This window comes from Janthinobacterium sp. TND4EL3 (genome assembly GCF_900156175.1).
In the GTDB taxonomy this organism is placed as follows: Bacteria; Pseudomonadota; Gammaproteobacteria; order Burkholderiales; family Burkholderiaceae_D; genus Janthinobacterium.
The window spans coordinates 110,678-135,826 of the sequence record NZ_FTMV01000017.1 but is presented as its reverse complement, the minus strand read 5'-3'; the positions used below and the strand labels follow the sequence as shown (position 1 = coordinate 135,826).

The 25,149-nt window shown below is 65.3% G+C and carries 18 protein-coding genes; 8 read left to right on the top strand and 10 right to left on the bottom strand.

Going from position 1 to position 25,149, the window contains the following annotated elements:
* Positions 1–219: 219 nt before the first annotated feature.
* Entirely contained in the window at positions 220–951 is a 732-nt protein-coding gene (locus BXA07_RS23555) for a lipid-binding SYLF domain-containing protein (RefSeq protein ID WP_170909728.1), read from the bottom strand.
* A gap of 296 nt (positions 952–1,247) precedes the next feature.
* On the opposite strand from BXA07_RS23555, the gene BXA07_RS23550 reads away from it, so the two are divergent.
* Positions 1,248–1,697: an Hsp20/alpha crystallin family protein gene (locus tag BXA07_RS23550; RefSeq protein WP_076571398.1), complete on the top strand. Its 450-nt coding sequence runs from the start codon at positions 1,248–1,250 to the stop codon at positions 1,695–1,697.
* 43 nt (positions 1,698–1,740) lie between these two features.
* Positions 1,741–2,385 carry a SagB/ThcOx family dehydrogenase gene (locus BXA07_RS23545; RefSeq protein WP_212592357.1) on the top strand — a complete coding sequence of 215 codons (645 nt, stop codon included), beginning with the start codon at positions 1,741–1,743 and terminating at the stop codon, positions 2,383–2,385.
* A gap of 54 nt (positions 2,386–2,439) precedes the next feature.
* Here BXA07_RS23545 and BXA07_RS23540 read toward each other — a convergent pair whose 3' ends face one another.
* The 4 genes from BXA07_RS23540 to BXA07_RS23525 form a co-directional block, all read right to left on the bottom strand.
* The gene (locus BXA07_RS23540; RefSeq protein WP_139335721.1) at positions 2,440–2,811 is read right to left on the bottom strand and encodes a hypothetical protein; all 372 of its coding nucleotides are present in this window, start codon (positions 2,809–2,811) and stop codon (positions 2,440–2,442) included.
* Between the two features lie 168 nt (positions 2,812–2,979).
* Complete coding sequence (locus tag BXA07_RS23535; RefSeq protein WP_083708490.1) at positions 2,980–3,453, bottom strand: pyridoxamine 5'-phosphate oxidase family protein; 474 nt, start codon at positions 3,451–3,453, stop codon at positions 2,980–2,982.
* Positions 3,454–3,660: 207 nt separating this feature from the next.
* Complete coding sequence (locus BXA07_RS23530; protein ID WP_076571392.1) at positions 3,661–4,305, bottom strand: BON domain-containing protein; 645 nt, start codon at positions 4,303–4,305, stop codon at positions 3,661–3,663.
* Positions 4,306–4,368: 63 nt separating this feature from the next.
* Positions 4,369–5,208: a universal stress protein gene (locus BXA07_RS23525; protein ID WP_076571454.1), complete on the bottom strand. Its 840-nt coding sequence runs from the start codon at positions 5,206–5,208 to the stop codon at positions 4,369–4,371.
* 229 nt (positions 5,209–5,437) lie between these two features.
* On the opposite strand from BXA07_RS23525, the gene BXA07_RS23520 reads away from it, so the two are divergent.
* The 3 genes from BXA07_RS23520 (at position 5,438) to BXA07_RS23515 (ending at position 10,561) form a co-directional block, all read left to right on the top strand.
* A complete protein-coding gene (locus tag BXA07_RS23520) occupies positions 5,438–7,690 on the top strand; it encodes an AAA family ATPase (protein ID WP_076571390.1) in 2,253 nt (750 codons plus the stop codon).
* A complete protein-coding gene (locus BXA07_RS30905) occupies positions 7,687–7,842 on the top strand; it encodes a hypothetical protein (RefSeq protein ID WP_170909727.1) in 156 nt (51 codons plus the stop codon). Before BXA07_RS23520 ends, BXA07_RS30905 begins: the two co-directional genes overlap by 4 nt.
* 175 nt (positions 7,843–8,017) lie before the next feature.
* Complete coding sequence (locus tag BXA07_RS23515; RefSeq protein WP_076571388.1) at positions 8,018–10,561, top strand: cation-translocating P-type ATPase; 2,544 nt, start codon at positions 8,018–8,020, stop codon at positions 10,559–10,561.
* On the opposite strand, the gene BXA07_RS23510 is transcribed toward BXA07_RS23515, so the two are convergent.
* Together BXA07_RS23510 and BXA07_RS23505 are read right to left on the bottom strand one after the other, a co-directional pair.
* Entirely contained in the window at positions 10,518–11,171 is a 654-nt protein-coding gene (locus BXA07_RS23510) for a PEP-CTERM sorting domain-containing protein (protein ID WP_170909726.1), read from the bottom strand. The two genes, BXA07_RS23515 and BXA07_RS23510, sit on opposite strands and share 44 nt — an antisense overlap.
* A 73-nt stretch (positions 11,172–11,244) precedes the next feature.
* Complete coding sequence (locus BXA07_RS23505; protein WP_139335718.1) at positions 11,245–12,609, bottom strand: hypothetical protein; 1,365 nt, start codon at positions 12,607–12,609, stop codon at positions 11,245–11,247.
* Positions 12,610–13,101: 492 nt separating this feature from the next.
* Here BXA07_RS23505 and BXA07_RS23500 point away from each other — a divergent pair, with 492 nt between their 5' ends.
* A complete protein-coding gene (locus tag BXA07_RS23500) occupies positions 13,102–18,144 on the top strand; it encodes a diguanylate cyclase domain-containing protein (RefSeq protein ID WP_076571381.1) in 5,043 nt (1,680 codons plus the stop codon).
* A 419-nt stretch (positions 18,145–18,563) separates the two neighbouring features.
* The gene (locus BXA07_RS23495; RefSeq protein ID WP_076571452.1) at positions 18,564–20,795 is read left to right on the top strand and encodes an NADP-dependent isocitrate dehydrogenase; all 2,232 of its coding nucleotides are present in this window, start codon (positions 18,564–18,566) and stop codon (positions 20,793–20,795) included.
* Between the two features lie 91 nt (positions 20,796–20,886).
* Here BXA07_RS23495 and BXA07_RS23490 read toward each other — a convergent pair whose 3' ends face one another.
* From BXA07_RS23490 to BXA07_RS23480, 3 genes are all read right to left on the bottom strand, one after another.
* On the bottom strand, positions 20,887–21,330 hold the full coding sequence (locus tag BXA07_RS23490; RefSeq protein ID WP_076571379.1) for a DUF411 domain-containing protein: 444 nt from the start codon (positions 21,328–21,330) through the stop codon (positions 20,887–20,889).
* Positions 21,331–21,425: 95 nt separating this feature from the next.
* Positions 21,426–21,809 carry a hypothetical protein gene (locus tag BXA07_RS23485; RefSeq protein ID WP_076571377.1) on the bottom strand — a complete coding sequence of 128 codons (384 nt, stop codon included), beginning with the start codon at positions 21,807–21,809 and terminating at the stop codon, positions 21,426–21,428.
* A 46-nt stretch (positions 21,810–21,855) separates the two neighbouring features.
* Positions 21,856–23,199 (bottom strand): sensor domain-containing protein, encoded by a 1,344-nt coding sequence (locus BXA07_RS23480; protein ID WP_076571375.1) that lies wholly within the window; start codon positions 23,197–23,199, stop codon positions 21,856–21,858.
* A gap of 260 nt (positions 23,200–23,459) precedes the next feature.
* On the opposite strand from BXA07_RS23480, the gene BXA07_RS23475 reads away from it, so the two are divergent.
* Positions 23,460–25,085 carry a hypothetical protein gene (locus BXA07_RS23475; RefSeq protein ID WP_139335717.1) on the top strand — a complete coding sequence of 542 codons (1,626 nt, stop codon included), beginning with the start codon at positions 23,460–23,462 and terminating at the stop codon, positions 25,083–25,085.
* Positions 25,086–25,149 lie beyond the last annotated feature (64 nt).

Here is a 25,149-nt window from a genome sequence, read left to right as displayed (position 1 = left end):
TACAACTGGCACCGGCCGCATCAGGGTATTGCTGGCAAGGCACCGATGTCACGGCTTGGTTCTAGTCCGAATAACCTCTTGCAACTTCACAGCTAAGTAACCCCCAATAAATTATTGTGATTTCTGACTTCCATCACCGGCGCTCTGCGGCACAGCGGGCGCCTTGCATGGCATCCGCCTCTGTTCGTCATAAATGCACAATAATTTCCTGAGGATTACTTAGCGGTCCGGCGCACTGGCTGCCGCAAGCGCCTGCTGCAGCCCTTGGGCCTGGTCATTGCTGACGTGATCGGCCAGCACGTCGCCGAGGGCCAGCGTACGGTGGTAATAGGCGTCGGTCAATGGCTCGTCGTAGCGGATATCGTCCACGCTGACAGCCACCGCATCGGCGAAAAGGCCTTTCGTGCCCGACCAGGCGATGACGTCCCCCTTGCCAACGGTTCCGCGCGCCACTTTTTTCCAGTTGCGCACCGTCAGTCCCGCATCGGCACTGACGGAAAAGCTGCTGCGCTGCTGGAATTGCTGCATGGCCTTGTCGTTGAGCAATACGAAGACGAATGGGCCGGCTTCCACGCCGGCCTGCAGCCCGATGCCCAATGCTCCCAGCTTGAAAAATGCGGGAGCACTCCAGCTGCCGTCGCCGCGCTTGCCCAGCAGCACTCCGGTGCCGCCGCTGGCGCCGATGGCCAGCGCCGCGCGGCGGTAGGCGGGCAGGATGAAGACGCCCTTCGACCAGCGCAGCGCTTCCGTCATCAGCGGATCCTTCGCCAGCACGGCCACAGCCGTGCGCGCGCTGTCGATATGCTGATTTGCCGCGGCCTGCAACTGCACTCTGGCCATCTCCTGGTCGGACGCAAGGCCATCCTTAGGCTGGGACCGCGCTTGCGCAGGCACGCAAGCGAGCAGCGCGCCGCACAGCAGGCTGCCAAGCGGTTTCATGTAGGCAATCATGGCCATACTCCTGTCTCAATGGGGACAACTGCCTTGCACACTACAGTCAGGCAGGCATCGCTTGCCATGATCTGCATCAATACCTTGCCCGAATAATGCTGTGCAGCCGCCGAGTCGCCGGCGATGGCTGCGGTCGCACGGCCATGGGGCCCATGCGTGCCGATTCGCGTCGTTCTTGATATCAATCATTTTCCAGGCAGACAAGCGGAAGTCAGCCCTTTATAGTGAACTTGGGTATCCGGTTGCCGCAGCCCGGTTTTTCCCAGCGGCATCGACTTTTGTTCAGGAGGCAGGAGATGGCACAGCATATGATGCATTTTGATCCGCTCAGCGACATCGCAAGATTCGACCCCATGCGCAGCATGGACGATTTTTTGAAGGACATGGGCTTCAAGGATGCGCTCAAGGATTTCGGCCGTCCGTCGCCGATCCGGCTCGACGTCACGGAAAGCGAGCACGCCTACCGGATCAAGGCTGAGTTGCCCGGATTTAAGGTGGACGACATCTCGGTGGATATCGATGGCAATCGCGTTTCCATCTCGGCTGAATCCAGGCAGGAGCACGAAGAGACGAACGGTCAGAAGGTCGTGCGCCGCGAGCGCCATACGGGGAAGTATTTCCGCAGTTTCTCTCTGGCACAGGACATCGACGCCGACAAGGCCGTGGCCAGGTACCGTGACGGCGTGCTCGACATGGAGCTGCCCAAGTTGCTCGGCGGCAGCGCAAAGCGCCTGCAGATCAGTTAAGGGACGCATGGCCGGCCGTTCCAGGCAGCGCAGGGGAGGGAAAGTGAAGAAAAATGCACCCACAAGCGAGCCCTTGCCATTGATGGGGCCGGGTACCTTCGAACTCGATGCCGACATCAGTGCCCTGGGCATGGCCCTCATCGAGGTATTGAAGCTGCGCCAGTCGCAGCGCGAATTTGGCGAGCGCGAGCTGTCCCGGTACCGGCTGTCGCGCCTGCTGTGGGCCGCCAATGGCTGCAACCGTCCCGGCACGGGCCATCGAACGGCGCCCTCCGTCTGCAATGCGCAGGAAATCGATATCTATGTCGCCATGTCCGGCGGCCTGTACCTGTATGATCCGCTGGCCCCGTCATTGCGCCAGCTGAGCGCCGTCGATATCCGTGCCGTGACGGGCAAGCAGGATTTCGTGGCGACGGCGCCCGTCAACCTGCTGTACGTCGCCAATTTGTCGCGCATGCCGCCAGAAGAGCAGGCCAGGCAGTTGCTGTTTGCCGCCATTGATGCCGGCCACATCAGCCAGAACGTGTACCTGTTTTGCGCCGCCGAGGGCCTGGCGGTGGTGTCGCGTGGCTGGTTCGACCAGCGGGAGCTGGCCGCGGCCATGGGCCTGGCGCAGGGTCACCACGTGATGCTGGCACAATCGCTGGGCTATCCGCTGGCGGCCGCCGCGCCATCGCCTTATTCCTGAGCAGCGGGATGGCAGGGGCTGCGCCCGCTCCCCAGGTGCGCCAGGAGCACCGCCTTACTGGGACGGGACGGTTCTCTGCCACTGTCTGTAGCCGTCGTAGACGGATGAGTAGCTGCTTTCCACCATGGATTTTTGCATGTCCAGCAGGATGGCGAAGAGATTGGAACGATAATCATCGTTCAAGGTGCACAGCGCTTTCAGGCTGCCCGGATCGAATTCATATAGATTGGCAACGCCCTTGTCTTGTACCCGCTGCAGCAGCGCGTTCATGTTTGCCTGCGACAGGTCCTGCAGGTAATGCAGGGTCAGGCGCGCAGCATCGGCGCTACTGTCGAGCGCATGCCGGGCCACTGCATCGTAGCGGTCGAGCAAGGTACTGCTGCCTGAAGTGAGCAGGTTGGCGAATTTGAGGTGAATGTCGGGCATGTTGGCTCTCCGGTATGGGCGTGGCGCGGCACGCAGGTTCTGCTGCAGGAAACGCAGCCACCAGGTCAGTGTAGCGGCCGGCATCCGCGGCGGAAGCCAGGAAACTGATATGTATCAAGCGCAGCAATAATCGGCAAGGCCCGGTGACCCAGCATGTTTCAGCCGACTTCAAACATTGACTTCAAACAATTCGGTGTGGCCGAAACCCAGTTCATAGTTCAGCAAGGAAATGACGCTTGGGCGGATGCGCAGGAAGACGAGGCCCGGCCACGGTGCGGCCGTGGCGGCCCCCATGGCGTCGCGCAGCTGGGGAAAGCGAAACAGCATCAGGTCGGCCACCTGCTCGGTTTCATCGGCGTTGTCGACCAAGGCAGCCGTGCCCGCCATGGACAGGCCGCGGATATGCTGCCAGTCCTGGTACGCGGGCGTAATGGCCAGCGAAACCTTGTCATGCTGGCGGATATTGTGCGCTTTCTGGCTGTTGAGCCCGATGCAGGAATACAGCGTCAGGCCGTCGTGCACGTAACTGACTACCGTCGTCTGGGGATAGCCATCCGGACGCACGGTGGCCAGGGCCATGTCCTGCGTGGCGGCGAGCACGTCGAAAATGAACTGGCGGTGGGATGGGTCCAGCGGCATCATGGTGGCTCCTTGACGCAATGCACGGTGGGCGCGCGGCGCCCGGACTTCGATAGTAGGAAATTGCGCCGTGCCTGGCAATGCGCCAGATCATGTGCACGCGATGTTGCTGCTGCAGATGTGGCGCCGGCATCGATATGCCTCAAATTGCCCGGCAGATTGGCTTGTCTGGAGGCGCTGCAGTCGGGCAGGCGGCAGCGCGCGGACGATTCAGCTGCCCACCTGAAGCTCGTTCGTGACGGCGGTAATGCCTGGCGCCATCCAGGCCGCGCGCTCGACCTCGTCGCGTTCGCTCCAGGAACGCACCTTGCCACTGAGGATGACCGCGTCGCCATCCGCCTCGACCTTGATGCCGCTGGCCTCGATCAGGGCGCTGCGCTTCAGCGCCGCCTGGATGCGCGCCTTGATATCGGCCGGGATGGCCTTGTGGCTGATCTCGATGGCGCTCTCGATGCCGCGTATGCCATGCACGTGGCGCAGCGCCAGTTGGGCGTGCTCGCGCTGGTAGTTCCAGTCGACCGTGCCTTCCAGCCTGACATGGCCGTGCTCGACGATGACCTTGATCGTTTTCGACGATACGGGCAGCTGCAGGGCGATGGCGGCAATGGCGTCGCGGGCAATTTCCGCGTCCAGCCGCGAGTGGGGGCGCACCTCGATGTCGTTGGCCACGCCGAGCACGCCGGCGAGGCATTGCGCGTCGCGCTCCGCGTGCAGCTTGTGGCTGTAGGCGTGCACGAAGCCCGATAGCGCGACGACGCCGTCGTTGACCGACACGCCAATATGGCTGGGATCGATGCGCACATCCCACAGCAATTCCTGTTCGACTTGCGTCTTGATGTCGTTGTCGGTGATCATGCACGTGCTCCCAGTCGGATAAGAAAGCGCCTGCGGCCTGCGCCACGGCGTCGGCGGCCCCCTTCAGTGGCCCAGCAATACCGGCAGGCGCGACTGGCTCAGCAGGCTGTGCGTGGTGCCGCCGAGCACCCATTCCTGGAAGCGGCTGCGGCCGAATGCCCCTGCCACGATCAGGTCCGCGCCGCTGTCCTGGGCCAGGCGGCACAGTGCCGTACCGCATTCTTCGCTCGTTTCGCTGCGGCTCACTTCCGCGCGCACGCCATGGCGCGCCAGGTAGGTGGCCAGGTCCGCGCCCGGCTCCTGTCCATGCTGCCCATAATGCTGGCGCGGATTCAGCACGATGATCTGGACGCGCTGCGCCCGCACCAGCAGCGGCAGCGCGCCAGCGACCGCGCGGCTGGCCTCGGCAGTGGCGTTCCAGCCGATGACGATGGAGCGTCCTGGCATGCTCACCGGGCCATTGCCATCGGGGATGACGAGCAAGGGGCGGGCGCTGTGCAGGGCGAGATAGGCGGGCAGGCGGGTCGACCAGATCAGCGACCGGTCGCTCAGGTCGCTCTGGCCCGTGATGACCAGATCGCAGTACAGCGACTGCAGTATCAGCGCATCGGCTGCGCTGCTGTCCTGAAACCGGGTTTCATACGAGGCGACGCCCAGCTGGCGGCAGCGCTCGTCGAAGCGCGCCAGTTGCTCGCGCGCCGCTTCCCGCAAGGGCTCGTAGTCGATCGGCGGGGGCGGCGCCAGCGTTGCGGCACCGTAGACCAGGTAATCGAGTTGCGGCCCGCCGCTGGCCACCGTTCCTATCAGATGGGAATCGGCTTCGCTGGCGAGCGCCGCTGCCACTTGCAGGCGCCGTTCGAAACCGGAAAACTGGTCGGCATACATCAGGATGGTCTTGTACATGGTGGGCTCCATTAAAAATTCACGATACCTGTTTCCGGCGGGCCTGTAAGGAGGGCCAACTGATCCAGGTCAAGCCGGCCTGCAATTCTCAGCTCAGGGGGCTGGCGCCGGGCAAGCATTGATCCAGATCATATTTTCCGGCGCTGTGGCCATGCTAGGATCACTGCCGGGCCGGCCATGCATGGCAAGCGGCGGCCGTGCGCGCGGCCGCCGGCCTGTGGAGGAAAGCATGTTGAACGATGCCGAACTAAGGCGGAATGTGGAGCATGAATTGAGCTGTGTTGCCCGGCTAGGGCCACCTGCCATCGTGGTGTCCGTGCGACATGGCGTCGTCACCTTGTCGGGGGTGGCGCCCGATTTCGTCGGCAAGATACAGGCCGGGCGATGCGCCGCAGGCGTGGCAGGGGTGGCTGGCGTGCTCAACAAGGTCGAAGTGGCGCCCGTGGGGCAGGTGCGCTCGGATGCGGACCTTGCGCGCGCGGCGCTGGCGGCCGTCAAGGCGCAATTGCCCAGCTCCGCCGATGCCGTCACGGTGGCGGCGCAAGACGGCGTGCTGCGGCTGGAAGGAACGCTGGGCTGGAACTATCAGCGCAAGCGGGCCGAGGAGGCGGTGTATGGCTTGCGCGGGGTGCGCGGCGTCGAGAACCGCATTGCCCTGGCGCCCGCAGGCCCTGCCGGTGAAATACGCTGGAAAAGGCGGTTTCCTTCCCATGCCCTTGGCGGCGTCCAGGCGCTCGGGCAGAACGGGGCCGCGCAGCCGGGGGCGTCGCCGCTGCTTGCCCAGGGGCCGATGCCTGCGCCGCAAGGCGGGCACCGCTGGCCTGACGCCGAGCAAGGCGGCGGGAAGCACGAGGTGGGGCGGCAGACGAGACTATTGCACCGCCTGGCAAATCGCCTCGACAGCGCCGATGCGCGGGTGCGCCTCATCGTCACCGATATTTCGCGCATCCTGCTGGTGGGCGACCTGGCCTACAAGTTCAAGGCGGCCCTGCAGCGCGACGTGCTCGATTACAGCACCCTGTCGGCACGGCGGCATGCGTGCGAGGAGGAACTGCGCCTGAATCGACGCCTGGCGCCCGAGTTGTACCTGGGCCTGGCGAGCATCACCGGCACGCGGGCATGTCCGTCCATCGACGGCGACGGGCCGGTACTCGAGTATGCCGTGCGCATGCGCCGCTTTGACCAGTCCGCCCTGTGGCAGGCGCGCCTCAATGCCGGCCTGCTTGGCGCGGATGAGGTCAGCGCCCTGGCGCTGTTGCTGGCGGATTTTCATGCCGGCGCCGCGCGGGCGGCACCCCAGTCGCCCTGGGGCAATGCCGCATTGATCGTCGCCCGCACCCACGAGGACGTGGCCGGCATCGGCGCCGTGCTCGACGACACGCGCCAGCGTGCCATGCTCGACGAGATTGCGGCCTGGCTGACACGGCAGGAGCAAGCGCTGGCGCCGGTATTGACCAAGCGCAAGGCTGATGGCTGGGTGCGCGAATGCCATGGTGATTTGCATTGTGGCAACATCCTGACCGTGGCCGGACAGGTGCGCGTATTCGACGGCATTGAATTTAACGCCGCATTGCGCTGGATCGACGTGGCGCAGGACCTGGCCTTTGCCTGGATGGACCTGCAATGCCAGGGGCGCCGCGGCCTGGCCGCCCGCTTGCTGAACGATTATCTGGAGCGTTGCGGCGACTACGGCAGCCTGGCGCTGCTGCCTTATTACCGGGTACAGCGGGCGCTGGTGCGTTGCAAGGTGTTCCTGTTGCGCTCCCTGGGGGGCAGCCGTGGACGCTCTTCGGCATTGCTGCAGGCGCAGCGCTATCTGGCCTTCGCCCATGCGTGCATCGCCCCCGCCGCGCCGGCGCTGCTGATCGCCTTTGGACTGGCCGGGAGCGGCAAGTCATGGCTGTGCAATGCGCTGGTCGAGCCGCTGGAGGCGGTGCGGCTGCGCTCGGATGTCGAACGCAAGCGCCTGTTTTGCGCCCCTGCCGCCAGCGGCGCCACTTCCCTGCCAGCGCAGGGGATGTATGACGGGGCCGCCAATGCCGCCACGTACCGGCGCCTGGCGCGGCTCGCCCGGCAAGGGCTGGCGGCCGGTTTCGTGATGGTGGTCGATGCCACTTTCCTGGAGCGCCGCCGGCGCCTGGCCTTTCGCGCGCTGGCGCGCCGCAGCCAGGTGCCGTTCGTGCTGCTGCACGTCGATGCGCCGCTGCCCGTGCTGGCGTCGCGCCTGGCTGCGCGGGCGCGCGCCGGCACCGACCCTTCCGATGCGGACATGGCCGTTCTCGCCGGCCAGATGGAGCGCTGCGCCGGACAAGGCTTGCCTCCCGGCGAAGCGGCTGACGTCATCGAGATCGCCAATGGCGCCGATTTCGGCGCCGAGGCGCTGGCAGCGGTGGTGGAGCAGGTACGGCAAGCGTTGCGGCGGCGCGCCGGGGATGCGTCCATTGATGCCAGCGACGGGGAGGGCTGGCAGCCCGGCTGTTGAACGACTGCCTGGCGCGCGGCGGCGACTACGGCTGCCTGGCCGTGCTGCCGTTGTATCGGGTGCGGCGGGCGCTCGTGCGCTGCAAGGCCTGCGGCATGTGCCGCACGGACCTGCCGGTTTTGTATGGCATGCTGTGCTCCCTGCGCCGCTAGACTTGGACTTCCAGTCCTGGCAGACGCCTGCGGCCAGCGTCTGATCTGCATCAAGTATCGGCCTCTTTGGCGGAAAGCACGGGCGGCACCGCCGCGCCAGCGTGCCGTTCGCCGGTCGCGATCCATGGTAGCCTTGCGTCCTGCGCCATAGCCTGTTGCCTGCCGGAGATGTGCCATGCCATTGTGCCAAGAGGAAGCGAGCGGATGGACCAGCGCCGAGGCGGCGTCACGCCTCGCCGCCGATGGCCCGAACGAATTGCCCGCCGCGCGGCCGCTGGGCCGCTGGCGTCTGCTGGCCGAAATCCTCGGCGAGCCGATGCTGCTCCTGCTGGTCGCGTGCGGCACGGTATATCTGCTGCTGGGCGACCGCCAGGAGGCGCTCATGCTGCTGGCCTTCGTGCTGCTCGTCATCGGCATCAGCTATGTCCAGCGCGCGCGCACGGAACGCTCGCTGGCGGCCTTGCGGGACTTGTCCAGCCCGCGCGCGCTGGTCATCCGCGACGGCCGCCAGGCGCGCATCGCCAGCCGCGACCTGGTGCGCGGCGACTTGCTCCTGCTGGCCGAAGGCGACAGGGTGCCGGCCGACGTGACCCTGCTCGCCGCTTCCAACCTGATGGTCGACGAATCGATGCTGACGGGCGAAGCGGCGCCCGTCATGAAGCAGCCTGCGCCACGCAACCCCCCCGGCCCGGGACCCGACGGCTGCGTGTATGCGGGCACGCTGGTGACGCAGGGCACGGCCAGCGGCACCGTGAGCGCGACGGGCACGCACAGCGCGCTGGGGCGCATCGGCGCCTCGCTGGCCACGCTGGGGGGAGAACTGACGCCGGTGCAGCAGGAAACGCGGCGCGTCGTGCGCACGGTGGCCATCGGCGCGCTGGGCCTGGCGGCGGCGCTGGGCGTGGCCTACTGGTGGCTGCGCGGCGACGCGCTGCGCGGCCTGCTGGCCGGGTTGACCCTGGCCATGGCGCTGCTGCCGGAGGAATTGCCGTTGATCCTGACGCTATTCCTCGCGCTGGGGGCCTGGCGGCTGGCGCGCGCGCAGGTGCTGGCGCGCAGCATCCCGGCCATCGAATTGCTGGGTGCCACGACGGTGTTGTGCGTCGACAAGACAGGCACCCTGACCTGCAACCGCATGCAGCTGTGCCAGCTGTGGTCGGCGCAGGCGCACCATGCGTGCGGCCCGGCGCCTGAGCCAGCCTTGCCCGACGAGCTGCACCGGCTGCTCGAATATGCGGTGCTGGCCAGCCACCGCCAGGCTTTCGACCCGATGGAAGCGGCCATCGGCGCGGCTGGCGCGCGCTTGCTGGCCGGTACCGAACACCTGCATGGCGACTGGTCCCTGGTCGACGACTATCCCCTGTCGCGGCGCATGCTGGCCATGTCGCGCGTGTGGCGCTCGCCGGGGCGGCGGGATTACGTGATTGCCGCGAAGGGCGCCCCGGAAGCCATCATGGACCTGTGCCACCTGGACACTGCGCAATGTGCGGCCATCGCGGCGCAGGTGGCCGTCATGGCCGGTCAGGGTTTGCGCGTGATCGGCGTGGCGGCCGCCGCCTTCGCCGCGCCGCCGCTGCCATCGGACCAGCACGACTTTGATTTCGATTTCCTTGGCCTGCTGGCGCTGGAAGACCCCGTGCGCCCCGAAGTGCCGGCGGCGGTGGCGCAATGCCGCGATGCCGGCATGCGCGTGGTGATGATCACGGGCGACCATCCCGCCACCGCCTTGTCGGTCGCGCGCCAGGCCGGCATAGCCACGGACGGGGAAGCGCTGACGGGTGTCGAACTCGACGCCCTGGATGACGCCGCGCTGCGGTTGCGCCTGGCGCAGGTGCGGGTATGCTGCCGCATCGCGCCGCAGCAGAAGCTGCGCCTGGTGCAAGCCATGCGCGCGCGCGGCGACATCGTCGCCATGACGGGCGACGGGGTCAACGATGCGCCCGCGCTCAAGGCGGCGCATATCGGCGTGGCCATGGGCGCGCGCGGCACCGACGTGGCGCGCGAGGCCGCCGCGCTGGTCTTGCTGCAGGACGATTTTTCATCGTTGCTGACGGCCGTGCGCCATGGCCGCCGTCTGTTTGCGAATTTGCGCAAGGCCATCGTCTTCATCGTCGCCATCCACGTACCCATCGCGGGGCTGTCGATACTGCCCGTGCTGCTGGGCTGGCCCTTGCTGCTGTTGCCCGTGCATATACTATTTCTGCAATTGATCATCGACCCTGCCTGTTCCGTCGTCTTCGAGGCCGAGCCCGTCGACGACGACGCCATGCGCCGGCCGCCGCGGCCACCGGGCCAGTCGCTGTTTTGCCGCGCTGTCCTGCTGCGCGGCTTGCTGCAGGGGGGCGGCCTGCTGGCCATGCTGCTGTGCCTGGGCGCATACATGCGGCTGTCGGGCCAGTCCGACGAGGCGGGGCGCGCGGCCGTCTTCCTCGCCCTGGCGCTGTCGAATCTGGCGCTGATCCACGCCAACTCCCGCGCCGCCGCTCTGCGCCGGGCGCCGGCCGCAGGCGCGAATCCCTATTTTGGCTGGATCAGCGGCGCCTGCGTGCTGCTGTTGCTGCTGGTGCTGGGCGTGCCCGCGCTGCGGCAGCTGTTCGCCTTTGCCGTGCCGGGCAGGGCCGCGCTGGCGCTCTGCTGCCTGGTACCCTTGCTGGCGCTGGCATGGTGCGCGCTGCTCAGGCGCCATGGGCCGCCTGCCTCCGGCGCGGCCACATGGTGACGCGGCGCCGCTGCCAGGCCAGCGCCGCGACGCCCAGGCCGAGGAGGGCGATGGTTGCGGGCTCGTCCACCTGCAGTATCAGCACGGGAACCTGGTCCAGCGCGACGGGGATGCGGTTGCCGGCCGCATCGCCCAGCAGGATGTCGTCGGCGAACAGGAAGGTATTGGCCGGCACCGGCCCACCGGGCATCCGCGCCTGGAACGCCAGCGTGGCGAGGCGGAAGCCATCGCCTTGCAGCTGGCCCAGCGTCAGCCCGTCGAGCAGCGACACTTCGTCCAGATGCAGCAGGCCAGGCGTGGCGTCGTCGGCGAACGCCAGTGCCTGGGCGCCGCCGGCCACCTGGCCCAGCGCCGTGCCCCAGCCCGATGGCGCGCCGGGCAGGTAGAACAGCAGGTCGGGGTCGTAGTACAGGTCCAAATGGAAAGCGCCCAGTTCCGTGCCCAGTCCACCGGACTGCAGGCCGGCGATGTTCAGGTCCACCAGCACCGTGCCGCCCGGGGCGATCTGGTAGCCGCCGCGCGGCACCAGGGTCATCTGCAGCGCCTGCGCCAGCGGCGAACAGCCCAGGCAGGCGAGCCAGAGCAGTGCCGCAAGAAATAGTTTATTCATGATCACATCTCCCGCAATATGAGCAAGCCGGCCGCGCATGGCCGGCGTGAAAGATTGGCGTGCCTGCACCGGCTTACTTGCCGCACAGCGCACGGGTGCAACTGGCGACCAGCTTGCGTACGTCGAGCACGGTGATGCGTCCATCATGGTCGAGGTCGCGTGGGTCGTTCGACGCCGATGCCACGGTGTTCAGTCCCAGCAGCAGGATGTTCAGGTCGTCGCGATCGATGGCGCCGTCGTTGTTCAGGTCGCCTGGAGCGGCATCGGCAGTCGTGTAGGTGATGCTCAGCTGCGAAAAATCCACCATGGTGTCGTCGGCCAGCAGCACGTCCAGATGTTGTGCGTTCTTCAGCATGGGCAACAGGTTGACCACCTGGTCCGGCTGGCCGGTCACCGCATCGGCGGTGAAATTGCGCAGCGGCGTCTTGGCCAGGTTCCACGTGACGTCATAGATAGCGCCTGACTGCGGGGGAAAGCCCAGCAGGTCATGCAGCGCAATCACCCGGCTGGCCTGTCCTTGCTCAGGAACATTACTTTCGTTAAACAAAATCACGTCGTTATCGGGGATATCGCCCGTCATCCTGACGTGCAGCCTGACGGTCGCCGAGGTGATCAGTGCACCGTCCGGTAGCGTGGCGTCGTGGCTCAGGCCGACCGACCGGTTCACCGCGGGCTGGTCCAGGTTGATGGCGGGCGCGGCCACGAGATGGTCTTGCATGTCGATCACGTGCTGCGACCTGGGCGCGGTGTCGGCCGGATCGCCGCCGTGGAAGTCGTCCATGTCGCCGATCAGGCTGGTCAAGACCGGCGCCAGCTTCACCAGCACGCGCTGGGGCGATGCCATAATGTTGTAGCTATCGAAAAACACCCAGTGATAGCTGCCGTTATCGGTGGCCCGGATCTCGATCCGGTTCGCGCCAGGCTGCAGCCCCGGCGTCAGATCCATGACGACCGCTTCCGGCTGGCCATTGGGCATGTGCTCGGCCAGCTCGTAGCTGCCGATCGTGACGCCATTGACGGTGAGCGTCATCTGGTCGTCGGCCGCCACCAGCGCGACAATCTGCGGCAGCAGACCCGGTTCCAGGTTGAGCTGATAGCGGAAGTAGGCGGTGGTCGGCGGGCTGCCTGGCGCGGGCAGCCCGGGGCCGGGCCAGTACCACATCAAGTTGGCATGCACGCCCTCCGGGTTGATATGGGGATTGGGCATGGTGACCGGGTTCGGGTAGGGGCCGTAGGCGGGAATCCAGCCGTCGACGCCGTTCGGGCTCGCTTGCCAGCCGCTGCCGTCGGCACGGCCTGCGCCGCTTAACAGGTCGGTGCGCTGGCTGGCCGCCATGGCCGCTGGCGCCAGCAGCAAGCCGGCACAGGCGGCCATGGCAAAGCTGCGCCGGCACCAGCGGGCGGCACTTGCCGCGATGTTTGTTGGGAAAGCAGGCATGATGTCGTCTCCTCGGGTGCTGCGGCCAGGGACAAGGCGGGCACGCAGGCAGGCCATGCCTGCGGCAGAGACGCCAGCAAGAACAGGACCAGCTGTGCAAGCTATTGATTTGTAGGCGAAATTTTCCTGAGGCGTGATGCTTGCGGCGCGGCTGTCAAATTCGTCGACAGGGGCGGGGCAGCTGGCCCTGGTCGGCGGTGGCCCGGCCCGGGTGCGCGAGGCAGCACGGCGCGCCGCGCAACGTCACGCGGCCTGGCAGGCCTGGCATGGCGCCGCCTGGCTTGCATCCAGGCGCCACGATGGCATGTGCGTTGTAAAATTGCATCACAGCAGGCAATCTCTCTAGCTCTGTGGCAATGTGTGCAAGTAGACATATTGCCGCTGAGCATACACTGCACGAATCTCAACTGATATAATACTTACAATCAGTTAATGCCACGAAATCTGCGCCCCGAGGCTTCCGCAACCGTCTGTGTCCCGCAAGACTAGCCCATGAGCTCACTTTTCGACCACGAGATCATCAAACAGCTGCACAGCGGTGGCCGTTCGCGTGTCTACCGTGCCAGGGCCGCCGATGGCACCGCGCTGATCGTCAAGATGCCGAACCAGCAGTTCCCTTCCTTTCAACAATTGGCACAATTCAAGCGTGAGTATGCGATTGCGCGCCGCTGCCGCCATCCTGGCGTGGCGCACCCGCTTGCGCTGCAGTTGCACGCCGGGCGCTGGACGATGCTCCTGGAAGATACTGGCGGTCATGCGCTCGACAAGGTTGTGCAGGCACGCGTGGCGGCGCGCTCGTCGCCATCGCAGCCCGCGCTGGCGCTGGAGGACTTTTTCGACATCGCGCTGCAATTGTGCGCGGCGCTGGAGGAGGTGCACCGGCAAGGCGTGATCCACAAGGACATCAATCCATCGAACCTGGCCTGGAACGGCGAGCGGCGCCTGCTGCAGCTGATCGATTTCGGCATTGCCTGCGAACTGCCATATGAAAGCCATGGCATCGTCAATCTGCATGTACTGGAAGGCACGCTGCGCTACATGGCGCCGGAACAGACGGGCCGCATGAACCGGCGGGTCGACTACCGCGCCGACTTCTACGCGCTTGGCGCCACCTTGTACGAATTGCTGGTCGGCCAGGCGCCGTTCGAGGCACGCGACGAGATGGAACTCGTGCATTGTCACATTGCGCGCATTCCGGACTGGTCGCATCCGGCGCTCGCCGGCTTGCCTGGCCAGCTGCTGCCTATCCTCCAGCGGCTGCTGGAAAAGAATGCCGATCAGCGCTATCAGAGCTTGCAGGGCTTGCGCATCGACCTCGAGGCATGTCGCTCGGCAAAGCCGGCACCGTCACTGACGCTGTCCGGTCACAACGGCCGCTTCCTGATTCCGCAAACGCTGCACGGGCGCGAGGACGCCATCGCCATGCTGCTGGCCGCGTTTGAACGCAGTGCCGCGGGCAGCTGCGAGATGCTGCTGGTGGCCGGCCATTCCGGCATCGGCAAGTCGGCGGTGGTGAACGAAGTGCAAAAGCCGATCATTGCCCGGCGCGGCTGCTTCTTGTCTGGCAAGTTTGACCAGCTCCAGCGCGACGTCCCGTATGCCTCGCTGGTCCAGGCCTTTCAGGGGCTGGTGCGCCAGCTGCTGGGCCAGCCCGAGGAAACGCTGCGCCAGTGGTCCGGAAAACTGCACGCCGCCCTGGGCAGCGGCCTGGGCGTGATTGTCGAACTGATACCGCAGCTGGCGCTGATCGTCGGCGCCACCGAAGCCGTGCCCGAGTCGGCGCCGGCACAGGCGCAGCTGCGCCTGGACCGCCTTTTTCCCCGTTTCGTCGAAGTATTCGCTTCTGCCGGGCATCCGCTGGTGCTGTTCCTCGACGACCTGCAATGGGCCGATATGGCCACGCTGCGGATGATCGAACGGCTCATGGCCTCCTGCGACACATGCTGCATGCTGTTCATCGGCGCATACCGCGACAACGAAGTTGGCGCCGCGCATCCGCTCATGGGGCTGCGCGACAAGCTGCTCGCGCGCGGCGCGCGCCTGTCAACGCTGTCGCTGGGCGCGCTGACCGAGCCGCAGGTTGCGCAAATGGTGTCTGCCACCGTGCGCGTGGCGGTCGCCGACTGCGCGCCGCTGACCCGCATCTGCTACCGGAAGACGGCCGGCAATCCATTTTTTCTCAACCAGTTCCTCGCTGCGCTCAATGATACGGGCCATCTGCGCTACCGGGCCGACGGCGATTGCTGGGAGTGGGATTTGCCGGCGATCGAACAGGCCAAATATACCGACAACGTGGTCGAGGTGCTGCTGGAGAAAATCCGCCGGCTGCCCGACGTCACGCAGCACCTGCTGCAACTGGCCGCATCGTGCGGCAACCGCTTCACGCTCGACACGCTTTCCCTGGCCGTGGACCGCGCGCCCTGGCGCACGCAGCAGGACCTGTGGCCGGCGCTCAAGGCCGGGCTGATCCAGCCGCTCGACGAACGTTATAAATACATCAACGGTGGCACCGGGCGTGGCGAGAGCGGTGTCAGTTACCGTTTCCTGCATGACCGGGTGCAGCAGGCGGCCTATCTGGTTGCCGATGACGGCGCGCGCGGGGCCAACCATCTGCTCATCGGCCGCCTGCTGCTGCGGCATACGACGCAGCAGCGTCTGGATGGCGCGCTGTTTGAAATCGTCGAGCAGCTCAACGCCGGCCGCGCGCTGATGCACGATGCGGGCGAACGCGCACGGCTGGCCGCGCTCAATCTGCAGGCCGGCGTCAAGGCGCGCCGCTCCGCGGCGTTCCAGGCCACCCTGGAACACATGCGCACAGGCCTCGATCTGCTGCCGGCGCAGGCCTGGAACGTCCACGCTGACCTGTGGCTCGACCTGCAGCTGGGCGCGGCCGAAGCGGCCTATCTGTGCGGCCAGTTCGCTGCCGCCGAGGCCATCTATCCGCTGGTGCGCGCCCGCGCCTTGAGCCCGCTGCAACAGGTGCGCTGTATCGCCATCCAGGCGCACCAGTATCAATTGCAGGGGCGCCTGCTCGAAGCGATCGCCGTACAGCGCGAAGGCCTGGCGCAGCTGGACATCGACATTCCCCACGACGTGGCGCACATGAAGGCGCGCTTCGCCGATATTCTTGCCGCCATCGGGCGGCTGCCCGGGGGGCATGCGCCCGAGACCCTGCTGGCGGCCGGCGAAATGTGCGATCCGGGCGCCGTGGCCGCGATGCAGATGATGCAGGGCCTGTGGATGGCCAGCTACTACGCCGGCCAGCAGGATCTCAGCGCCTTGATGGTGGTGTCGATGACGCGACTGTCCATGCAGCAGGGAAGCAGCGACTTCAGCGCTGTCGGCTATGTCGGCTACGCGATGATGCTGGCGCTGTACAGCGGCGACGTCGCGCGCGGCTACGACTTTGGCGCCATGGCGATGGCGCTGGCCAGGCGCCGCGCCAATCTGCAGACGCGCACCCTCACGGCCCTGATGTTCGGTGCACTGAGCAACCACTGGACGCGGCCGCTACGCAGCTCCGACGCCCTGTACGAGGAAGCGTTCGGCTGGGCGCTGGAAATCGCCGATTTCGTCCAGGTCGGCGTGGTGGCGGCCGTGCGTGCGACGGACCGCATTATTCTCGGCGATTACCTGCCGCACCTGCTGCACGACGTCGGGCATGACCTGGCGCTGATGCGCGCCAACGGCCAGCAGGCGATGGCTGATTGCTGCGTGGCGGCCGCGATCCAGCCGATCCGGTGCCTGATGGGCCAGCTCCCCCGGCAGGACAGTTACGACGATGCGACGTTCAGCGAGGCGCGCTTTCTTGCGCAATATGGCGATTCGCAGCTGTACCGCGCCTATTTCTTGCAAGGCAAGATACGCAACGCCTATCTGTTCGACGGTGCCGACGCCGAGCTGCTGGCCGGCCAGCTCGGCATGGTCACGCAGATCATGCGCGGCCAGGCCAAGGTTGCCGAGACCAGCTTCTACGCCGCGCTGATCCTGCTGCGCGCCTTGCGGCGCGCGCCTGCGCGCCCCGATGCGGACGACGTGCTGTCCGTGATCGGCACGTTGCAGGCCCGCCTGGCCGGCTGGGCCAGGCAGGGTTCGGACAATTGCGGCGCCAAGCATCTGCTGGTCGAGGCTGAAGTGGCGCGCTACCGGGATGACTTGCCGCTGGCCACGCGCCTGTACCAGCAGGCGATCGAGGCCGCCGGCCTGGCCGGCTACGTCAACGTGCAGGCGCTGGGCAACGAGCTGTGCGGCGAATGCTGGTCCGAGCAGGGACAAGCGCGCGTGGCTGCCGTCTTTTTGCGGGATGCCGTCGCCCATTATGGCCAGTGGGGCGCGGAAGGCAAGGTGGCGCAGTTGCGGGCCCGCCATGGCGCGCTGCTGCCCGCAGGGGCGGGACACGCCACGCAGCCGCATTTCGCCTCCCTCACGCACGGCAGTTCCGCGCTGGACCTGGTCTCGCTGCTGAAGGCGGCCCAGATCCTGTCGAACGAAGTCGGCCTGCGCAACGTGCTGACACGCCTCATCTCCATCGTGTGCGAAAACGCCGGCGGCCAGGTGGCGCGCCTGCTGCTGCTGTCCGATGGCGCCTACCAGCTGGAGGCAGACATCGATGGCGACGCCATCACCGTCCTGCAGGCGCGCCGGCTCGACCTCGACGCCGCCAGCGACCCGCAGTTTCCGTTGTCGCTGCTGCGCTACGTCATCCGCACGGGCGCCGCGCTGATCGAGGACAGCATCACGGACATGTCGCGCTTTGCCGACGACCCCTACGTGCGCTTGCAGCGGCCGCGCGCCGTCATGTGCCTGCCGATCCGGCACGGCGGCCAGATCGACGGCATCCTGTACTTCGAGAACCGGCTTGCCGACGCCTCGTTCACGGAGGAGCGCGTCGCCTTCCTGCGCATGCTGGGCGCACAGGCGATGATCTCGATTTCCAGTGCCAGGTTGCATGACAGCCTCGAACGGCGCGTCGCGGAGCGCACCGAACAGCTGGAAGACGCCAACCGCAAGCTGGCCACCCTGTCCATCACCGACGGCCTGACGGGCCTGGCAAACCGCCGCCATTTCGATGACGTGCTGCGCGCCGAATGCGCGCGCGCAACGCGCGTCGGCCAGCCCCTTGCCGTCATCATGCTCGATGTCGATTACTTCAAGCGGTACAACGACCATTACGGCCACCAGCCCGGCGACGCCTGCCTGATCCGTGTCGCGCACGCCCTGATGGCCAGCATGCGGCGCGCGGGCGACCTGACGGCGCGTTACGGCGGCGAAGAATTCTCGATCGTGCTGCCGAATACGGGCGCTGACGAGGCCCGCCAGATAGGCGAAGCGCTGCGGCGCGCCATCGCGGACCTGGGCATCGCCCACGCAGGGGCGGATGCTGGGCAGGTGACGATCAGCGTTGGCGTCGCGATCCAGCCGGTGCCAGGCGCCGCCGATCCGGATGCGCTGATGCGCCTGGCCGATGCCGCCCTGTACTGCGCCAAGGATGCGGGACGCAATTGCGTCGTGCTCCGTGTGCTGTCGTCTGCGTGACGGGAATGCCGGCGGCGCTGGCGGCGGTATGGCGGCGCGCATCGCTGCGCCGAGGAAACGGCAGGCCGGCCACACGGTTGCGCGGCATAGCCTGAAACGGGCGGCGCCGATGCCGCTTTCGTTTGGATATTGCTTTTATGTAATTTGTTTCCGCTGCCGCAAACATGGGGGCGCGACCGTCCGGCTGGCATTTCAAGGCGGAAAATGGCCATTCCGGCCTGCCGCCGTCAGATATTTGCTGTCTTATATAAGATTCCTCGGCATCGGATACACAAACAGCGGCAGGACAGTCTAAAATACGTGGTGGGCAAGCACGGCGTCACCGCCGGCACACTAGCCGTCCAAAGCAAGGCTAACCGTCCTGTGTTTGGAATGAAGAAAGTTAACCACCAGGCATCACCGCATACAAGGGAATGAACATGGCATCACAAAAATCCAAAATCATCTACACGCTGACTGACGAGGCGCCGCTGCTGGCGACGTATTCCCTGTTGCCGATTATTAAAAAATTCACCGCGCCGGCCGGCGTGGACGTGGTTTCCAGCGATATTTCGGTGGCATCGCGCGTACTGGCTGAATTTCCCGAATTCCTGACGGACGAGCAAAAAGTCCCGAACACCCTGGCCGAACTGGGCAAGCTGACCCAGAATCCGGACACCAACATCATCAAATTGCCGAACATCAGCGCCTCCCAGGGCCAGCTGATCACCTGCGTGCGCGAATTGCAAGCCCGTGGCTACAAGCTGCCGGACTACCCGGAAGAGGCGAAGACGGAAGAAGAAAAAGCCCTGAAGGCCCGCTACGGCAAGTGCATCGGCAGCTCGGTCAATCCGGTCTTGCGTGAAGGTAACTCCGACCGCCGCGCACCGAAGGCCGTCAAGGAATATGCGCGCAAGCACCCGCATTCGATGGGCGAGTGGAGCCAGGCTTCGCAAACCCACGTGTCGCACATGCATCATGGCGATTTCTACCATGGCGAAAAGTCGCTGACGCTGGAAAAGGCGCGCGACGTCAAGATGGAACTGGTCACCGCCTCGGGCAAGACCATCGTGCTGAAACCGAAGGTGTCCCTGCAAGCGGGCGAAATCATCGACAGCATGTTCATGAGCAAGAAAGCGCTGCTGGAGTTCTACGAGAAGGAAATCGACGACGCTTTCAAGACGGGCGTGATGTTCTCGCTGCACGTCAAGGCCACCATGATGAAAGTGTCGCACCCGATCGTCTTCGGCCATTGCGTGCGCATTTTCTACAAGGATGCGTTCGCCAAGCACGCCGAACTGTTCGACAAGCTGGGCGTCAATGTCAACAACGGCATGAGCAACCTGTACGACAAGATCGAGACCCTGCCAGCGTCGCAAAAGGATGAAATCCTCAAGGACCTGCACGCCTGCCACGCGAACCGTCCGGAACTGGCCATGGTCGACTCGGCCAAGGGCATCACCAACTTCCATTCGCCGAACGACATCATCGTCGACGCGTCGATGCCCGCCATGATCCGTATCGGCGGCAAGATGTGGGGCGCCGACGGCCGTCCGAAGGATGTCAAGGCAGTCATGCCGGAATCGACTTTCGCGCGTATCTACCAGGAAATGATCGGCTTCTGCAAATGGCATGGCAACTTCGATCCGAAGACCATGGGCACCGTGCCGAACGTGGGCCTGATGGCGCAGCAGGCGGAAGAATACGGTTCGCACGACAAGACGTTTGAAGTGCCGGAAGGCGGCACCGCCAACATCACCGACCTGGAAACGGGCGAAGTGCTGCTGACGCAGACGGTGGAAGAGGGCGATATCTGGCGCATGTGCCAGGTCAAGGACGCGCCGATCCGCGACTGGGTCAAGCTGGCCGTCACGCGCGCGCGCAATTCGGGCATGCCTGCCGTGTTCTGGCTCGATTCCTACCGTCCGCACGAGAACGAGGTGATCAAGAAGGTCCAGGTTTACCTGAAGGAACACGACACCAAGGGCCTGGACATCCAGATCATGTCGCAGACGCGCGCCATGCGCTACACGCTGGAACGCGCCTTCCGCGGCCTGGACACCATTTCCGTGACCGGCAACATCCTGCGCGACTACCTGACCGATTTGTTCCCGATCCTGGAACTGGGCACGTCCGCCAAGATGCTGTCCATCGTGCCTTTGATGGCCGGCGGCGGCATGTACGAAACGGGCGCCGGCGGTTCGGCACCGAAACACGTCAAGCAGCTGGTGGAAGAAAACCACCTGCGCTGGGATTCACTGGGCGAATTCCTGGCCCTGGCCGTGTCGCTGGAAGACATGGGCATCAAGACGGGCAATGCGAAGGCCAAAATCCTCGCCAAAACCCTGGACGAAGCCACCGGCAAGTTGCTGGACAACAACAAGTCGCCATCGCCACGCACCGGTGAACTCGACAACCGCGGCAGCCATTTCTACCTGGCCCTGTACTGGGCGCAAGCCCTGGCCGCGCAGAAGGATGACGCGGAACTGGCCGCCCACTTCGCGCCGCTGGCGCAAACCCTGGCCGCCAATGAAGAGAAGATCGTTGCCGAGCTGAAAGAAGTGCAAGGCAAGGAAATGGATATCGGCGGCTACTATCTGCCAGATCCGGTGAAAACGGACGCCGTCATGCGTCCGAGCGCCACGCTGAATGCGGCCCTGGCCAGCATCTGATGCAAGCTTGACAGACGGTAAATTCTTTACTGCCTGACAAAAAAACGCCGCCGGAAGCGATTCCGGCGGCGTTTTTCATTGCCCTGCAGTTTTATTGGTAGTGCTTGTAGACACTGGTGCTGCCATTGTTCTTGACGAGGAAGACGTCGTACGGGTCCTTGCGCGGCCCTTCCATACCTGGCGAGCCCATCGGCATTGCCGGCACGGCCAGGCCCTTGGCCTTCGGTTTTTCGCGCAGCAGCTGCTTGATCTCGCTGGCCGGCACGTGGCCTTCGATGGCATAGCCGTTGACGAGGCCCGTGTGGCAGGAGCCGAGCGCGTCGGGAATGCCGGACAGCTTGCGGTATTGCGCCGGCATCTCGACATTTTTGGCGCGCACCGTAAAGCCGTTCGCTTCCAGGTGCCTGATCCATTCGGAACAGCAGCCGCACGAAGCGCTCTTGTAGACTTCGATGACAGGCAAGGCCGCCACGGCGAACGTGGGCAGGCCCAGCGTGGCGGCGAAGGCGCCACGCAGCAAGAAATGTTTGATCATGGTGTTGTTTTCAAATAAGTAAGATAATCGTGGCCACCCGGGTGGCCCGCTCCGGGTTTGCGCGCGCGCAAACGTGCCGGCATTGCTGCCGGCGCTTAAGCGGAAAGCGGTCGCGGAGGCCGGCGCAAGCCGTCGGGGATGAATCCCGGCAGCAAGGCGGCGACGGAGGAGGCGGCATGTGCCGCGCCATTGACGGCGGAGGCAGGCAGGGCGCAGGACGGCGGCATCAGCGCGCCCAGGCAAAACGCGGAACAGGCGGCGCAGGCAGGGTGCTTGGCAGGGGAGGTCTTGGCGTCACCGGGCGCGCTGGCGCCGTCCGGCGCGGCTGACGGCGCCGCATGGTGCTGCTGGCAGGCCGTTGCCGATGCATGCGCCGGGGTGAACGGCGTGCACGCCCGGGCAACGGTCGCAGCGGCCGCTTGCAGCGGCACCGCTGCCATCAGCAGCAGGATCAGCCATGTTTTGAAGAGTTTCAGCATCGCTGGAAAGTATAGCATAGGGGCAATTGCCGTCAGGAACCGTCCGCTAGCGCGAGGCGGCCGCCAGCGTCTTCGACACGTACATGGCCCGGTCCGCATGACGCAGCAGTTGCTGCATGGTATCGCCGTCTTCCGGATAGTGGGCCACGCCGATGCTGACGGCGATCTGCAATTGCCGACCGTTACCGAGGTGTAGCGGTGCTGCCAGGGCCGCGTGGATCTTGTGCTCGATCAGCCTGACGTCCGCCGGCGTGGCGTTGCTTTCCAGAAGCACGACGAATTCATCGCCGCCCATCCTGGCCAGGGTATCTGTTTCCCGCATGCACTCCCGCAGGCGGTCCGCCACTGTCTGCAGCAGCAGGTCGCCGCAGGCGTGGCCATGGACGTCGTTGACCAGCTTGAAGTTGTCGAGGTCCAGGAATAGCAGCGACAGCCGGCCTTCCTGGCGGTGCGCGCGCGCGAAGGCCGTGTGCAGGCGGTCGTGGAACAGGCGGCGGTTCGGCAAACGGGTCAGCTCATCGTGCATGGCCATGAACTGCATCTGCGTCTGCAATTGCCGGCGTTCGATGGCGGTGGCCAGTTGTTTGGCGATAAATTGCAGCAAATCCTGGTCTTGTTCCGTGCCAACGACGGCATCCGGGTCGCCTTGCAAGGCCAGCACGCCGATGCTGCCGCTGGAGCAGTACAGCGGCACGGCCAGCCAGCAGGCGGACAGGGCGCCTGCCGCCGCTTGCAGCGCGGGCGGCAAACCGGCCAGCTGCCCCGCCTGCAGCAGCAACGGGCGGCCGCTGCGCAGCACTTCGTCGCATAGGAGGCTGGCCAGCGGCGACGCTGGCTGTGGCGCGCTGTCGTCGGCATGGCAGGTGATGGCAGGTTGCGCGCCGTGTTCGTCGTGCAGCAGCAAGGTCAGGCTGCGTGCTGGCAAGTGTTCGCCGATGATGTGCTGGATGCGGTGCAGCAGGGCGGGCAAGTCTTGCGTCGCCTGCATGGCCTCGGAAATGGCGTACAAGGCGGCCTGCTTCGCCTGCGCCTGTTTCAGCAAGGTAATATCGCGCGCTACCGCCACGCGCAACTGGTCAGCCACGGACCAGCGGGCCGACCACATGATGTGGGCCAGGCTGCCATCCTTGCGCAGGTAACGGTTTTCAAAGTGCGTCTGCGCATGGCCGTCCATGATGGCCCGCGCGGCCGCCACGGTGCGGGCGCGGTCGGCGGGGGCGACCATGTCCAGCATGCGCTTGCCGATCATTTCCTGCTGCGTATAGCCGAAAATGCGTTCGCAAGCCGCACTGACGAAGACGAAGCGGCCATCCACGTCGACCATGCACACGGCGTCGAGCAGTAAGTCGGTGAAGCTGGCCAGCGGCGCGTTCATGATCTTGTGTCCCATAGACACGCATTTTAATGGACATTCCTGGCAGCTACTCAACTTGTTCTGCTGCAATAGCCGGCAGCGATGAAAATGTTTCATTTCTTCGACGCTCATGCTTTGCGATTTCTTGCCGTTAAAACAGTATTGCCATGCAAATCGCTTGTCAGGCCATCCGATCCGGGGCCGGAGCAGGATTGGCAGGCGAAAACTTATTAAAAAATCAAAATGAGCTGTATGTTATCCATTTATCTGTCCCCGTTTGACAAGGCCATATCACCATGATTTCCGTCTCCCCGATCCCGAGCTGGAATCCGACCCCGTCCCGTGTGCAAGGCGCTGCGGCGAGCCGGGCGGATGCGCCGGCCGTGCCGTCGTCCACGCCGTCGACCATTGTTGCCTTTGGCGCGGAGGGCGGGGAACAGCCCGCCATCTCCTACCTGTTGCCGTCGCCGAAAGTGTGGGAAAGCCCGTCGCACGACGCCGTCAGCGAGCTGATGGCGAAGAATTTCGCGCCGTACTATTCATATGGCGGGCGCTTCGGAGGACTGGGCGCAGCCATGCTGGACCAGCTCAAGGGCGGCGTGCGCAATATTTCGCAAGCGCTGCAGCAGCCGCCGCCGCGCACGCAACCGGGTCCGTATGCCGAGGCTGCCGGCATTGCGCCGGCCAGCCTGCACGGCAATGGCGAAGACAAGGTCAGCCTCAGCATCACCACGAAGAGCGGCGTCGAGGTCAAGCTGTCGCTCGACAGCCAGGATGACGGCCTGGCCGTGCGCATGACCACCAGCGGCGAACTCAGCGATGCAGAGGTGAAGGCCCTGGGCGACCTGTCCGTAGCGTTCCAGGAGGCCATCGACGGCATGGCGCAGGGCACGCCGAAGGTCAAACTGGCCGGCCTGATGCAGTTCGACCAGGAAGTGCTGACGTCGGTGAACCTGCACGCGGAAGTGCTGGTGCGTGGCGAGCAGAAAAGCACGCAAACCCTGGATTTCCAGGCCGACAGCACGCAACGCAAGGTCAGCTTCACGGGCGTGGCCGGCTCGCTGGACGTGAAAGTCGACGCCAGCCAGCTGCACGCGCTGGGCAGCAAGGAGCGGCAGGCGAAAGCCCTGGCCAACTATACGAAGCAGATCGACCAGGCAGCCTCGCGCGGCCATGGCGACGCCGGGCTGATGGCCATGTTCAAGGATACGTTGACGGCCTTGCACAGCAATGTGCCCGTGCCGCCAGCCAATACCGGCTTGCCGGAAGACAGCAAGTGGCGGCTGGTCGCCGAAGACCGGGCCATGCTGACGGGCTTGTCCGACTTCAGTGCGTCCGTGTCGCAAACGGTGAAGTTCAGCAATCCCATGCGTGCATCGGAAAGGGATGGCTTCCATTACGAGCTGTCGCAAAAGACCAGCGTGAGCGGCACCAGCCACGATGACCGCTCGCTGCGCCAGCAGCAGCAATCGAAGCTGAGCGCCAGTTTCCACCAGTCGCTGGTGCCCGGCGTGCCCCTGCGGCTGACCGACATGGTGGAGTCGCAAAACTACACGTATCACCAGATCGAGGATACGGCCAGCAGCGATGCGCAAATGGCTTACAAGGATGGCAAACTGGTCAAGGCCAGCCTGCGGCAGGAAGCGAGCCAGTCGACGCACATCATGAAGTATGTGCTGGCCAAGGTGGAATCGGACGTCACCACGCCGACCAGCCATACGCTGATGCGCGACCTCGTCGCCGAGCTGGGGCCGTACAAGACGGGCGAGCTGGGCATGACGCCCGAGAAAAAGGCGGAGCAGCGCCAGCAGTTGCTGCAGACGCTGGGCGACGAGGTGCTGCTGCAATCGTATCCGGGCCAGACCATCAGCCTGTGGCAAGCCGACGTGCTGCCCGAGGAGGGCGGGGCCGCCGCCGCGTAGACACGGCCGCGCCGCATGCAAAAAGCCCGTCTGCGAAGACGGGCTTTTTGTTTGTTTTTACTTG

Bases quoted from the DNA above. Each gene is read 5' to 3' on its own strand.
- BXA07_RS23555 (WP_170909728.1), bottom strand. From the start codon at position 951: ATGATTGCCTACATGAAACCGCTTGGCAGCCTGCTGTGCGGCGCGCTG.
- BXA07_RS23550 (WP_076571398.1), top strand. From the start codon at position 1,248: ATGGCACAGCATATGATGCATTTTGATCCGCTCAGCGACATCGCAAGA.
- BXA07_RS23540 (WP_139335721.1), bottom strand. From the start codon at position 2,811: ATGCCCGACATTCACCTCAAATTCGCCAACCTGCTCACTTCAGGCAGC.
- BXA07_RS23535 (WP_083708490.1), bottom strand. From the start codon at position 3,453: ATGATGCCGCTGGACCCATCCCACCGCCAGTTCATTTTCGACGTGCTC.
- BXA07_RS23530 (WP_076571392.1), bottom strand. From the start codon at position 4,305: ATGATCACCGACAACGACATCAAGACGCAAGTCGAACAGGAATTGCTG.
- BXA07_RS23525 (WP_076571454.1), bottom strand. From the start codon at position 5,208: ATGTACAAGACCATCCTGATGTATGCCGACCAGTTTTCCGGTTTCGAA.
- BXA07_RS23520 (WP_076571390.1), top strand. From the start codon at position 5,438: ATGTTGAACGATGCCGAACTAAGGCGGAATGTGGAGCATGAATTGAGC.
- BXA07_RS23515 (WP_076571388.1), top strand. From the start codon at position 8,018: ATGCCATTGTGCCAAGAGGAAGCGAGCGGATGGACCAGCGCCGAGGCG.
- BXA07_RS23510 (WP_170909726.1), bottom strand. From the start codon at position 11,171: ATGAATAAACTATTTCTTGCGGCACTGCTCTGGCTCGCCTGCCTGGGC.
- BXA07_RS23505 (WP_139335718.1), bottom strand. From the start codon at position 12,609: ATGCCTGCTTTCCCAACAAACATCGCGGCAAGTGCCGCCCGCTGGTGC.
- BXA07_RS23500 (WP_076571381.1), top strand. From the start codon at position 13,102: ATGAGCTCACTTTTCGACCACGAGATCATCAAACAGCTGCACAGCGGT.
- BXA07_RS23495 (WP_076571452.1), top strand. From the start codon at position 18,564: ATGGCATCACAAAAATCCAAAATCATCTACACGCTGACTGACGAGGCG.
- BXA07_RS23490 (WP_076571379.1), bottom strand. From the start codon at position 21,330: ATGATCAAACATTTCTTGCTGCGTGGCGCCTTCGCCGCCACGCTGGGC.
- BXA07_RS23485 (WP_076571377.1), bottom strand. From the start codon at position 21,809: ATGCTGAAACTCTTCAAAACATGGCTGATCCTGCTGCTGATGGCAGCG.
- BXA07_RS23480 (WP_076571375.1), bottom strand. From the start codon at position 23,199: ATGGGACACAAGATCATGAACGCGCCGCTGGCCAGCTTCACCGACTTA.
- BXA07_RS23475 (WP_139335717.1), top strand. From the start codon at position 23,460: ATGATTTCCGTCTCCCCGATCCCGAGCTGGAATCCGACCCCGTCCCGT.